This is a genomic window from Mycobacterium sp. NGS67 (assembly GCF_059812185.1).
Genome location: NZ_JCALCF010000007.1, coordinates 185,341 through 197,329 on the forward strand (window position 1 = coordinate 185,341; position 11,989 = coordinate 197,329).

10 protein-coding genes are annotated in these 11,989 nt (G+C 69.3%); 5 read left to right on the forward strand and 5 right to left on the reverse strand.

Annotated elements, in window-relative coordinates; translation table 11 throughout:
* Positions 1 to 193: 193 nt before the first annotated feature.
* Positions 194 to 1,381: a CoA transferase gene (locus tag AC5Y4D_RS08845; protein ID WP_500036956.1), complete on the reverse strand. Its 1,188-nt coding sequence runs from the start codon at positions 1,379 to 1,381 to the stop codon at positions 194 to 196.
* Positions 1,382 to 1,512: 131 nt separating this feature from the next.
* On the opposite strand from AC5Y4D_RS08845, the gene AC5Y4D_RS08850 reads away from it, so the two are divergent.
* Complete coding sequence (locus tag AC5Y4D_RS08850; RefSeq protein WP_500036985.1) at positions 1,513 to 2,178, forward strand: cation efflux transmembrane domain-containing protein; 666 nt, start codon at positions 1,513 to 1,515, stop codon at positions 2,176 to 2,178.
* 66 nt (positions 2,179 to 2,244) lie between these two features.
* On the opposite strand, the gene ctpC is transcribed toward AC5Y4D_RS08850, so the two are convergent.
* Together ctpC and AC5Y4D_RS08860 are read right to left on the reverse strand one after the other, a co-directional pair.
* On the reverse strand, positions 2,245 to 4,341 hold the full coding sequence (ctpC, locus tag AC5Y4D_RS08855; RefSeq protein ID WP_500036986.1) for a manganese-exporting P-type ATPase CtpC: 2,097 nt from the start codon (positions 4,339 to 4,341) through the stop codon (positions 2,245 to 2,247).
* Positions 4,342 to 4,409: 68 nt separating this feature from the next.
* A complete protein-coding gene (locus AC5Y4D_RS08860) occupies positions 4,410 to 4,691 on the reverse strand; it encodes a DUF1490 family protein (protein WP_499941731.1) in 282 nt (93 codons plus the stop codon).
* A gap of 331 nt (positions 4,692 to 5,022) precedes the next feature.
* On the opposite strand from AC5Y4D_RS08860, the gene AC5Y4D_RS08865 reads away from it, so the two are divergent.
* Positions 5,023 to 6,426 (forward strand): PPE family protein, SVP subgroup, encoded by a 1,404-nt coding sequence (locus AC5Y4D_RS08865; protein WP_500036957.1) that lies wholly within the window; start codon positions 5,023 to 5,025, stop codon positions 6,424 to 6,426.
* 50 nt (positions 6,427 to 6,476) lie between these two features.
* The gene (locus AC5Y4D_RS08870; RefSeq protein WP_500036958.1) at positions 6,477 to 7,832 is read left to right on the forward strand and encodes a PPE family protein; all 1,356 of its coding nucleotides are present in this window, start codon (positions 6,477 to 6,479) and stop codon (positions 7,830 to 7,832) included.
* Positions 7,833 to 7,929: 97 nt separating this feature from the next.
* Here AC5Y4D_RS08870 and AC5Y4D_RS08875 read toward each other — a convergent pair whose 3' ends face one another.
* Both AC5Y4D_RS08875 and AC5Y4D_RS08880 read right to left on the reverse strand, forming a co-directional pair.
* Complete coding sequence (locus AC5Y4D_RS08875; RefSeq protein WP_499941734.1) at positions 7,930 to 8,643, reverse strand: TIGR03089 family protein; 714 nt, start codon at positions 8,641 to 8,643, stop codon at positions 7,930 to 7,932.
* The gene (locus AC5Y4D_RS08880; protein ID WP_499941735.1) at positions 8,631 to 10,109 is read right to left on the reverse strand and encodes an LCP family protein; all 1,479 of its coding nucleotides are present in this window, start codon (positions 10,107 to 10,109) and stop codon (positions 8,631 to 8,633) included. The genes AC5Y4D_RS08875 and AC5Y4D_RS08880 overlap by 13 nt, the downstream gene beginning before the upstream one ends.
* 64 nt (positions 10,110 to 10,173) lie before the next feature.
* Between AC5Y4D_RS08880 and rfbD the strand changes: the two genes are divergently transcribed.
* Both rfbD and AC5Y4D_RS08890 read left to right on the forward strand, forming a co-directional pair.
* Positions 10,174 to 11,082 carry a dTDP-4-dehydrorhamnose reductase gene (rfbD, locus tag AC5Y4D_RS08885; RefSeq protein WP_499941737.1) on the forward strand — a complete coding sequence of 303 codons (909 nt, stop codon included), beginning with the start codon at positions 10,174 to 10,176 and terminating at the stop codon, positions 11,080 to 11,082.
* Complete coding sequence (locus AC5Y4D_RS08890; protein ID WP_499941739.1) at positions 11,075 to 11,989, forward strand: glycosyltransferase family 2 protein; 915 nt, start codon at positions 11,075 to 11,077, stop codon at positions 11,987 to 11,989. The genes rfbD and AC5Y4D_RS08890 overlap by 8 nt, the downstream gene beginning before the upstream one ends.

Consider the following 11,989-nt stretch of genomic DNA (forward strand, 5'->3'; position numbering starts at 1 on the left):
GGTGAACGGGATCTGCCAGTTGCGTGTCCACCGAGCGTCGGACCAAGCGGGAGACGTCCTATCTGAGTCCAGCAAACATGTGAATCCCACTACGGCCGGATGACCAAATCCTCCCCGTAGCCCCCGGTGAATCCTTTGCGGCCCGCCCGATTCATTCGTAATTCAAAGAAAGGCCATGTACTGGCCGGCCTCGTTAGGAGCTTTCGGTGAGGTAAAGCGCATTGTGTTGCCCGGCGGCCGGCGGCGGATCGGTCACCCGGGCGTCGAAGGCGGCGAAGCGCGCGGGGGTGCGGATGACCGTCACCGCTTCGTCGCCTTCCCCGACGACGAGCGCGAGGTCGTTCTCGGCGAACAGCGGGGTGTCGACCACCTGTTTCCAGCTGTAGGCGAGACAGGCCATCAAGCCGCCCTCCTGCAGCAGCTCGACCCATTCGGCAGCGGTCTTCGCCGCCAGCGCCGACTCGAGTTCGTCGGTCAGCTCGGGGTAGTTGATCGCCCGCGAGCGCTGGTCGGCGAACCGCTCGTCGTCGATCAGTTCGGGCCGGCCGATGATCTGGCACAGCTTCGTCCAGTGCTTGGGCACATAGGCGCTGATGACCAGGTAGCCGTCCGAGGCCCGAAAAGCGTCCGACGGCTGGGTGGCAAATCCGACGCCCTTGCGCTTCTTGACCGGAGCGTCGGATTTCGGGGCCGGCGGCGGCGCGCCGGTCTTGTTCAGGTGGATGGTCAGCTGGTTGGCCTGCAGTCCGACCGCGACGTCATACATCGCGACTTCGACCAGATCGCCGACCCCGTGCCGTTCCCGGTTGAGCAGGGCGGCCAGCACGGCTTGCGCCAGCACGTGGCCGCTGGCGTTGTCGACCAGTTGGAACGGGATGATCTGCGGTTTCCCGCTGGGTGTCGGCATGCCGGTGCTCATCCCGGCCTCGGCGGCGACCATCAGGTCGACACCGGGACGCAAACCGTGCGGTCCGCGGCCGCCGTAGGCGCTCAGCCTGGCGTAGATCAGTTTCGGGTTGCGCGTCCGCAGTTCGTCGGGACCGAGACCGAGTCGCTCCATCACCCCGGGCCGGAAACCTTCGAGCACCACGTCGGCGGTGTCGGCCAGCCGCAGAATCTGCTGTTTGGCCGCGTCATCGGTGAGATCGACGGTCACCGACTTCTTGCCGCGGTTGTTGGGCAGGAAGTAGGTGGGCAGCGGCGGGCGTCCGGGCAGCACCGAGGTCAGTCGCCGGGACTGCTCGCCGCCGGGGGCCTCGATCTTGACGACCTCGGCGCCCAGGTCGGCCAGCACCTGTCCGGCCAGCGGCCCGGCGACGTTCTGGGTGAAATCGAGGACCCGAAATCCGTCCAGCGGTTTGGCGGGGGCGTTGTTCGGCATCTATCGGCCTTCCTGGTGCAATACGGCGGTGCGCGCCATTCGTGGTCTTTCTTCCGCCGCGAGCTATTGGTTAGACACAGTAACGAGGTCCCTGGGCAGATCTGCACCGCCGTTAGCATCATGGGATGGAGATGGCGACCGGGGCGCACGATCATCACGTCAGTGACCATGCGCGGACGCGGCCGGACATCCGCGGCGCCGATTGGCAGCGCAACGCGCAATGGGCCCGCCGACTGGCCTGGGTCAGCCTGGCGGTGTTGCTCATCGAGGGCGGCGTGGGGTTGTGGCAGGGGTTGGCCGTCGGGTCGGTCGCGCTGACCGGTTGGGCGCTGGGCGGCGGGTCCGAGGGCCTGGCCAGCGCGATGGTGGTGTGGCGGTTCAGTGGCGACCGCACGCTGTCCGCGACCGCCGAACGGCGTGCGCAGCGCGGTGTCGCGCTGTCGTTCTGGCTGGTGGCGCCCTACGTCGCCGCCGAATCCATCCGCCATCTGCTGATCCGTGAGCACGCCGAGACCTCGCTGATCGGGATCGGATTGACCGCGTTGGCACTGGTACTGATGCCGGCGCTGGGCTGGGCCAACCACCGCCTGGGGGCACGTCTGCATTCCGGGGCCACCACGGGGGAGGGCACCCAGAATTACCTGTGTGCGGTCCAGGCCGCCGGGGTGTTGGTCGGTCTGGCTGTCACCGCGGCCTGGCCGGGCGGTTGGTGGATCGACCCGGTGATCGGGCTCGCGGTCGCGGGCATCGCCGCGTGGCAGGGCGTGCGGGCCTGGCGCGGCGAGGACTGCTGTTAGCTGGGCGAGCAGACGCAAAAGCGCCCAATTTCGTCCCGAAATTGGTGCTTTTGCGTCTGCTCGCCACTACTCCAGTCGATAGCGGATCAGCCGGGAACTGTTGGCCACCACAGCCACCGACGACGCGTTGTGCAGGATCGCGGCCAGCACCGGTGACAGCGCGCCACCCGCTCCGATCAGCAGCCCGGCGGCGTTGACGGCGATGGACATGCCGTAGTTCTGCTGGATCACGTCCACAGCGCGCGCGCCCAGGTCGCGCACGTCGAGCAGGCGGTGCAGGTTGTCGTTGGCCAGCGCCACGTCGGCGGTCTCCACCGCGACGTCGGTTCCGGCCAGACCCATCGCGATGCCGATGTCCGCGGCCGCCAGCGCGGGCGCGTCGTTGATGCCGTCGCCGACCATCCCGACCACGTAGCCCTCAGCCTGCAGCCCGCGGACCACTTCGAGCTTGTCCTCGGGCATCACCTCGGCGCGCCACTCGTCGATGCCCAGCTCGTCGGCGACCACCCGCGCGATGTCGGGGTGGTCCCCGGTGAGCATCACGATGCGGCGAATCCCGTTGGCGCGCAACCTGTTCAACACGTCGGTCGCCTCGGGCCGGACCTCGTCGCGCAGGCTGATCAACCCCACCAACTTGCCGTCCACGGCCAGCAGCAGCGGCGTCTCGGCCTCGCCGCGCAACTTGTCCACCCACTCCTGTGCCTTCTTGGACACCCGGACCTTCTCGGCGCGCAACAGACCCGGACTGCCCAGCAGCAGGGTGCGGCCGTCGGCCCAGGTCCGCATGCCCAGGCCGACCAGCACCTCGCATTCCTCGTGCGGGGGAATGCTGATGTGGCGTTCCTCGGTGGAGCGGATGACGGCTTCGGCCAACGGGTGCCGGGAGTGGATCTCCGAGCTGGCGGCATAGGCCAGCACCTGCTCGGGCTCCCAATCCTTGTGCAGCGAAACGATATTGGTGACGACGGGTCGCCCGACGGTGAGCGTGCCGGTCTTGTCGAAGACGATCGCGTCGACCCGGCCGGCCTGTTCGAGGTGCGAGCCGCCCTTGATCAGGATGCCGCGGCGCGCGCCGTTGCCGATTGCGGCGCTGATGGCCGTCGGGGTGGACAGGCCGACCGCGCACGGGCAGGCGATCAGCAGCATCGTCATCGCGCGCCGCACGTCGCCGGTGACCAGCAGGGTCAGCGCCGAGACGACGAACGAGGTGGGCACGAATCGGCGGGAGAAGTTCTCGCCGACCGTCTGGATCGGGGCGCGGTCGTGTTGCGCCTCCTCGACGCGGGTGATGATGCGGCCGATCGTGGTCTGGTTGCCCACCGCTTGCGCGCGCACCACCAACCGGCCGCGTACCACCACCGAGCCGGCGTGCACGTGGGCTCCGGTGGTGACCGACACCGGCAGGTTCTCCCCGGTGATCGCGGACTGGTTGACCACGGCTTCGCCCGCCGTCACCTCGCCGTCGACCGGTATGGCGACGTGGTCGTGGACGATCACCTCGTCGCCGATTTCGACGCTGTCGATCGGAACCTGGACTTCGCTGCCGTCGGCCAGCCGGATCCAGGCCGTGTCCTGGTTGCCGCGCAGCAGCTCCGAGATGGCGCGGCGGGTCCGGCGCAGCGTCAGGTCCTGCAGGTATTCGCCGATGTTGAGCAGCCACAGCACGGTCAGCGCGACGACGTTCTCGCGCAGGATGAGGCTGGCCACGGTCGCCGCCGAGACCAGCGCGTCGGTGCCCGCGCGGCCCGAGCGCAGCGAGCGCACCGCCCCGCGCAGGAACGGATAGCCGGTGAAGATGGTGACGCCGGTGGCGACCAGCCGGCCGCTCGGGCCGAGTAGCGGAGGGCGCGCGAACACGTAGCGGCGGATGCCGAGCAGCGCCAGTGCCGCACCGCCGATGACCATCCGCACCACGTCGCTGTTGCGGATCTCCTCGGAGTGGGGTCGGCGCGCGGGGATGAGATTGGGGGCCATTGCGGCGGCTTGGCTGATCGCGGCCAGCACGGCCGTGCGGTCACAGCGCCTCGGGGAGTACCAGACGACCACCGAACCGGTGCGCGGGTAGGCGTGCACGACGCGCACCCCGTCGCACTTGGCGACGGCTTCCTCCACGGCGACGGCACGCCGCGAGTCGCAGTGCACCCAGGCGACCCGGACCCGCATCCGTCCGGCCGCGTCGGAGACGACGGGCAGGGTGGGGTCGGCGGGTTCGACGAAAGCGAGGGTCACGATCAGTGATCGTGGTCGTGGACGTCTCCGACCGCCGGGGTGGGCGCCTCCTCGCCGATGCGCTCCCGGGCCTCGGCCATCACGTCGGCGATCTTGAGGCGGGCGGACTCGGCGGCTTCCTCGGCTTTGCGGGTGCCGCGCAGACCCAGTTCGGCGCCCTTGACCGCGCCCTCATGCAACGGCGCCTTGGCGACGGCCTTCTTCAGCAGCTCATACGCGGTCACCCCGACCACGCCGGTGACCACCGTCGATGCCGCCTTCGCCAAGAGCACTTGCACCGCCATCATCGCGCCTTTCTGTGGGTTTTCCCGACGTTAACATCCAAATATTGCGATATCAACATGTATTTGCCGGACAATGGCGCCCCACCCTCGCCGAAGGTCCACAAAATGCCAGTTCCGGCCGCGTGTCGCCGTACATTTGGGCACCCTCGCGGCACCACACGGGGGTCGTCTGCGGCGCTAGATGCCGGGGATATACGGCCTGACCTCGCTGGCGGCACGCGGTGCGCGGTCGCTGTACAGTGGCTGTTCGGTGATTCCGTCGTCCCGGATCCCGCAGCACGAGCGGCGCGATGGGTTCACCGCGGCCACGTGTCTCGAGGAGGGGCGAGTCATGGATTTCGGGAGTTATCCCCCGGAGGTCAACTCGGCTCGGATGTTTGCCGGTGCCGGATCGGGACCGTTGTTGGCCGCGGCCGAGGCGTGGGCTGCGCTCGCCGCCGGACTGAACTCGGCGGCGGATTCGTACCGCACTGTGGTGTCGGGATTGACCGCCGGTCCCTGGTTGGGGCCGTCGTCGGCGTCGATGAGCACTGCGGCCGCGTCGTATGCGGCGTGGTTGCGAGTCACCGCTGCACAGGCCGAAGAAACCTCCGCTCAGGCCAAGGCCGCGGCAGCGGCCTACCAGGCCGCGTTCTCGGCGACGGTTCCGCCGCCGATGGTGGCGGCCAACCGCAGTCAGCTGATGACCCTGATCGCGACCAATGTGTTCGGGTTGAACACCCAGGCGATCGCTGCCACCGAAGCACAGTACGGGGAGATGTGGGCCCAGGACGCGGCGGCGATGTACGGCTATGCAGGCTCGTCGGCGTCGGCGACCGAGCTGACGCCGTTCAACCCACCCCCGCCGACCACCAACCCGGACGGCATGGCCAACCAAGCCGTCGCCGGCCAGGCCACCATCGCGGACGGCGCCGCCCAGCGAGCCTTCTCCGCGGTGCCCAGCGCGCTGCAGAGCGCTGCGGCGAGCCCGGCAGCGGCCGCGGAGGACCCATTGTTCCTGCTGGGCGTGCTGGCCGATCTGTCCGCCATCACCTTGGGCGTATCGGCGGCCGCCGCTACCCTTGCTATCGGCGTGCCTGCCGGTGTGCTCGGGGTAGTGAACTTCGGGGTGGCCATCTACGCCACCCTGGTGGGTCTGCACACCGACGAGATCCTCAGCGGCTGGAATGGCGTGGAACCCTTTCCGAGCACTGAGCCGGCGCCAGTGAAGCCGTTCCCGGCGCCGCTGCTCAACTTGCCGGCGGGCACGGTGCCGCCGCCGAGGCTGTCGGCCGGTCTGGGTGAGGCGAACACCGTCGGGGCGTTGTCGGTACCGCCGGCGTGGACCGTTGCCACCCCATCGGTGCGTCCTGTCGCGTATACGCTGCCGGCGCTGAGTGAATCGGCGATGAGCGCAGCACCGGCGGCGGGAGGCGCTTCGGCCGGCACGATGGCCCAGATGGCACTTGCGGGCATGGCCGGACGGGCCATGGCCGGAACCGTCGGCGCCGGTCGGCGCGGCGGCAAGGAGGCCAAGAACGCAGCTGGATCCGCTCGCGCCAGAACCGCTGGGACGGCTGGAGCCGCCGGTGACAGCGCGACGATCGGCGAAACCCGCGATGGCCCCAACGACAAGCCGCGGGCTGTGGTCACCGGCGTCGCGGCCGAGCTACGCGAATTCACCAAGCTCCGCGACGAGGGGATCTTGACCGAGGAGGAATACACCGAGCAGAAGAACCGCCTGCTCGGTCGCTGAACCATCCGTCGGGCGACTGCGGTGGTCATCCAGAAGAGGTATGTGCAGCAGTGGATTTCGGCATCTATCCGCCGGAGATCAACTCCGGTCGGATGTATGCCGGTCCGGGCCCGGGGCCGATGCTGTCAGCTGCGCAGGCCTGGGAAAGCGTGGCCGACGCTCTCTACACGACGATCTCCGGATACCAGTCGGCGGTGTCGGAACTCACCGAGGGGGCTTGGTCGGGTCCGTCGTCCGCGGCGATGAGCGCAGCGGCCGGGTCGTATCTGGACTGGCTGAGCACCACCGCTGCGCGGGCTGAGCAGACCGCCGCTCAAGCATGGACGGCGGTCGCCGCCTACGAGGCGGCGTTCGCAGCCACGGTGCCGCCACCGGAGATCGCCGCCAACCGCAGCCTGCTGGCAGCGCTGGTGGCGACCAACTTTCTGGGACAGAACACACCGGCGATCGCGGCCACCGAGGCGCTGTACGCCGAGATGTGGGTGCAGGACAGCCTGGCGATGTATAACTATGCAGCGTCGTCGGCAGCCGCGGTCGTGCTGACTCCGTTCACCCCTCCCCACCAGAACACCGACGCGGGCGCGACGGCCGGCCAAGCCGCCGCGATCAGCCAAATCGGCACCTCCGCCGGCAATGCGCCAGGTTCCATATCGGTTGTGCCGCAGGCGTTGTCCGCGATGGCGGTACCGGCCCAGTTCGAACAGTTAGAACTCCTCAGCCTGCTCGCGTTCCTTTTCACTGGGCCAACCGAAGCAATGTCCCTTTTCGGGGTCCTACCTACCGAGGTGCTCGGTTCCTTCGCGGAGTTACCTTTTGCCGCGTTCAGCGCCATTTCGAGTATCGATGACGATGAGACATTCAGCGGCTGGAACGGGGTGGAGCCCTATCCGGGTACCGGGCCGGCGCCAGTGGAGCCGTTCCTGGCGCCCCTTCTGAACCCGCCCCCCGGCGGTCTCCCCACCCCGACGCTGTCAGCGGCGTTCGCGCGCGCGAACATGGTCGGGGGATTGACGGTACCGCCGAGCTGGACCCAGGTCGCCGCCGAAGTACGTCCGACCGCACTGATGACACCGCTGGCGAACGCGAACGCCGCAGCGGCGGCAGCAAGATTCGACATGGCAAACACGTTGAACCCGATGGGAATCGGCGCGATGGCCGGGCAGGCGATGGCCGGCCCGTCGGCTGTCGCCGACGGTCAGAAGAATGGCAGCGCGGCGCGGCTCACCGGTAGCGCCGAGGATGCACCGGCCGAGGACGTCGAGGTCTTGCCCGCTCCGCGGACCGTCATGACCGGCGTCGCCGCCGCGATCCGCGAGATCGCCGTGCAGCGCGCCGCTGGACTGTTGAGCGAACAGGAATACGCCGAGCAGAAGAAGAGCCTGCTGGAAATCTCGTTCGGCCAGTAGGTCCGCCGCTATGCCGTCCACCCCGCCCGTCGAGGGTGCACGAAATGTCGGTTGCACCGGGGGGTCGCGGCACATCTGCGCACCCTCGCCGAAAGGGCTAGAGGACCCGGGTGACCTTTTCGGTCTCGATGCGGCGGTCCCGCGCACCGGGGTCGGGGTTGGCCACCTGTACCAGCGACGCGCCCACGGCCAGCACCGCCAGCAGGCCGTCCACCAGCTGCTCGGGCCGTTCCCAGGACGCCGTCGACAGCACCCGGTCGGTCGCGGTGATGCCCTGCATCGCCGCCGATTGCGCGCATGCGGCCAGCAGTTGGGCGGCCGACTGCCCGGCCAGCGCCGGACCGGGGTCGGGTTCGGGCACGATCTGGTCGCCGTGCACCCGCACCGCGGTCGCGTAGTCGGTGACGCCGATCGGCAGGCCGGGGGCGGGCTGGCCGAACGGGTCCAGCGACAGCACCGCTACCTCACCGCCGGAAGCCGCCTCGTCGGCCTCCTCGAGCCGGTCGGACGTGCACAATGCGAGGTCGGCCGGTCCCTGCAACGCCACCTCGGCGCCGATCCACCACACCCCGAACACCACTGCCGCGGTCTGCCAGTGTGCGGGCAACAGCACCGCCACGCGGGAGTGCGGCCCCGCGCCCATCTCGTCGCGCAGCAGGTTGGCCGTCTTGGCGGCCCAGTTGGCCAGCGTCACCGCGGACAGCTCGATGCGCTCACCGCTGGCATCGTCGTAGTAGGTGATGCGCGGGCCGACCGGGTCGGCGCGCAGCATCGGGTCCAGGATCGCCGCGCTGAGCGTCAGTTGATGCACTCGGGGTTCTCCGAGCCCGCGGTCAGGATCGGCGACGGAGCCGGAACGGTGGAGTTCGGGGATCCGGCGTTGGACACGCGGGCCTGCTGAGTGACGGTTGCGCCGTCGAGTCCCGAGCCCGGCCCGGTGTAGTCGTTGGCCAGCACCACCCGGACCGATCCGGCCGGTAGCGACGAGTCGGCGACGACGGGCAACCCGCCCAGCAGTTTGGCGACCTCCTGGGCGCCCAGGTCGTCGGTCTTGGCCGCCCGCACCTGGCTGCCCTTGACGTGCCCGCCCTCGTTGTTGCCGACGGTGCCGGCGGTAAAGCCCTTGGCGCTCAACACATCCGACACCGCCGATGCCAGCCCGTTGATGTCGGTGTCGTTGACGACGTGGGCGGTGGTCTTGGCGGGGGTGTAGGCGATCTCCTCGGTCTTGCCCTGATCCTGTTCGTGCAGCAGGCCGGCGACCCAGTCCTGGACCTGGTGTGCGTCCACCCGCACCACGCTCTGCATGCCGTCGTCGCTCCACCCGGCGCCGTCGAGGACCGGGATGGTGGCGAACGCGACGTTGCCGCCGGCCAGCTTCTGCAGTTGCCGCACGAAATCCATGATGTCCCAACCCGAAGAAAGCACCACCGAACGCTGGACGGCGGCCTCCAGCCGCTTCAGCGTGGCCGGGCTGGACAGCGTCTTGCCGGAGATCACCCGGTGGGCCAGCGAGGCCATCACCGCCTGCTGGCGCACCACCCGGTCCAGGTCGCCGCGCGGCAGCTCGTGGCGCTGCCGGACGAAGCTGAGCGCTTGCGGGCCGTCCAGCCGTTGCCGGCCGGCCGGGAAGTCGGCGCCCGAAAGGGGTTCGTAGACAGGCTCTTTGAGGCACACCTCGACGCCGCCGAGCGCGTCGGCGATCAGCGCGAAGCCGAGCAGGCCGATCTCGGCGTAGTGGTCGACGGTGACGCCGGTCAGGTCGGCGACGGTCTTGATCAGTGCCTCCCGCCCGGCCTGGGTGCCGGCCGCCGCGGCTTCGGTGGGCGAGGCGCCGGCCTGCACCAGGCTGACCCGCTTGGTCTCGCGGGTCTGGCCGTAGACGCCGTTGATCTTGGTCTTGCCCAGGTTGGGCGCCTGGACGTAGGAGTCGCGGGGGATCGAGATCGCGGTGGCCGATTTCCCGTTGTTGGGGATCCGGATCAGGATGATGGTGTCGGTGTTGGTGGCTTCCTCGTCGCCGGCCCGCAAGGATGCCAGTTCCTCGGCCGAGAGCGGGTTGCCGTGTGCGTCGGTGCGGCTGTCCAGACCCACCAGCAGGATGTCGATCGCGCCGTCTTCGGCCCCGCTGCCCAGCGCGGGCGACGACATGTGAAAGATGCCGTCCTCGAAGGATCGGACGTTGCTCCAGGCCACCCCGGTGCCGAGCACGACGATCACGGCCATTGCCGTGCAAATCACACGAACCACACGAGCCACACTCTGCGCAGGCATCACTGTAGGTTACTTGCGCAACAGCCGCTTTCCGGTTAGCCGGACCCGGCGTGCCAGACTCGATCCCGTGGCGAGCAGGGTGGTGATCACCGGGGCAGGTGGGCAACTGGGCAGTCTGTTGACCGCGCATGCCACCGGCGACGGCCGCGACGTGCTGGCCAGGACGTCGTCGGAATGGGACATCACCGACCCCACCGCGGCCGACGAGATCATCCGGACCGGCGATGTCGTCGTCAACTGCGCGGCGTACACGAACGTCGACGGTGCCGAAACCGACGAAGCCACCGCGTACGCCGTCAACGCGACCGGACCCGAACATCTGGCCCGCGCCTGCGCGCGCACCGGCGCCCGGCTGATCCACGTCTCCACCGACTACGTGTTCGACGGCGATTTTCACGGTGCCGAGCCGCGACCCTACGAGCCCGCCGACCCGACCGCACCGCAAGGCGTCTACGCCCGCAGCAAGCTCGCCGGCGAACAGGCCGTGTTCGCCGCGCTGCCGGAGGCCGTCGTGGTGCGCACCGCGTGGGTCTACACCGGCGGCGTGCAACGCAGCGACTTCGTCGCGGTCATGCAGCGCCTGGCCGCCGGGGATGGCCCGATCAAGGTGGTCGACGACCAGGTCGGCACGCCGACCTATGCGGCCGACCTGGCCGGCGCATTGCTGGAACTGGCCGACAGCGAGGTGAGCGGCCGGCTGCTGCACATAGCCAACGAGGGGATCGTTTCCCGGTTCGAGCAGGCCAGGGCGGTGTTCGAGGAGTCCGGCGCCGACCCGCAGCGGGTCAATCCGTGCGGCACCGACGAATTCCCCCGGCCCGCGCCGCGGCCGCCCTACTCGGCGCTGTCCAGCCGGGAGTGGGCCGCGGCGGGACTGATGCCGTTACGGCCCTGGCGCACGGCGCTTGTCGCGGCTATCACAGCTGCTTCGGGCCTTGGTTCGACCGATCGACCGTTACCCTCGACGCGTGACTGACGTTCTGCCGGTCGTGGCGGTGACCTATTCCCCGGGTCCGCACCTGGAGCGGTTCCTGGCGTCGTTGTCGCTGGCCACCGAGCGTCCGGTCAGTGTGCTGCTGGCCGACAACGGCTCCACCGACGGCACCCCGCAGGCCGCCGTCATGCGCTATCCCAACGTGCGGTTGCTGCCCACCGGGTCCAACCTCGGCTACGGGACCGCGGTGAACCGCACCGTCGCCAAGCTCGCTCAGCGTGACGAAAACTGGGTCGACGAGTGGGTCATCGTCGCCAACCCCGACGTGCAATGGGGACCCGGCAGCATCGACGCGCTGCTGGAAGCCGCCACCCGGTGGCCGCGGGCCGGCGCGTTCGGTCCGCTGATCCGCGACCCGGACGGATCGGTCTACCCCTCGGCGCGTCACCTGCCCAGCCTGATCCGCGGCGGTATGCACGCGGTGCTCGGTCCGGTCTATCCGCGCAACAGGTGGACGCGGGCCTATCGCCAGGAGCACCTGGAGCCCAGTGAGCGGCCGGTGGGCTGGCTGTCGGGGTCGTGCCTGCTGGTGCGGCGCGCGGCGTTCGAACAGGTCGGCGGGTTCGACGAGCGCTACTTCATGTACATGGAGGACGTCGACCTCGGCGACCGGCTCGGCAAGGCCGGCTGGCAGTCGGTGTACGTGCCGTCGGCCGAGGTGTTGCACCACAAGGGTCACTCCACCGGCCGTGACCCGGCCAGCCATCTGGCCGCCCATCACCGCAGTACCTATATCTTCTTGGCGGATCGGCATTCCGGATGGTGGCGGGCTCCGCTGCGCTGGACGCTGCGCGGGTCGCTGGCGGTGCGTTCGCGCGTGATGGTGCGCAGCGCACTGCGCCGGTCGCGCAAGTCGTTGCGGCGGGAGCTGGCAGAAGGGCGGCGTTGA

What these genes read in the sequence shown, in the direction of transcription:
- AC5Y4D_RS08850 (WP_500036985.1), top strand. Translation starts at nt 1,513, where the DNA reads ATGGCGACCGGGGCGCACGATCATCACGTCAGTGACCATGCGCGGACG.
- ctpC (WP_500036986.1), bottom strand. Translation starts at nt 4,341, where the DNA reads ATGCGGGTCCGGGTCGCCTGGGTGCACTGCGACTCGCGGCGTGCCGTC.
- AC5Y4D_RS08860 (WP_499941731.1), bottom strand. Translation starts at nt 4,691, where the DNA reads ATGGCGGTGCAAGTGCTCTTGGCGAAGGCGGCATCGACGGTGGTCACC.
- AC5Y4D_RS08845 (WP_500036956.1), bottom strand. Translation starts at nt 1,381, where the DNA reads ATGCCGAACAACGCCCCCGCCAAACCGCTGGACGGATTTCGGGTCCTC.
- AC5Y4D_RS08865 (WP_500036957.1), top strand. Translation starts at nt 5,023, where the DNA reads ATGGATTTCGGGAGTTATCCCCCGGAGGTCAACTCGGCTCGGATGTTT.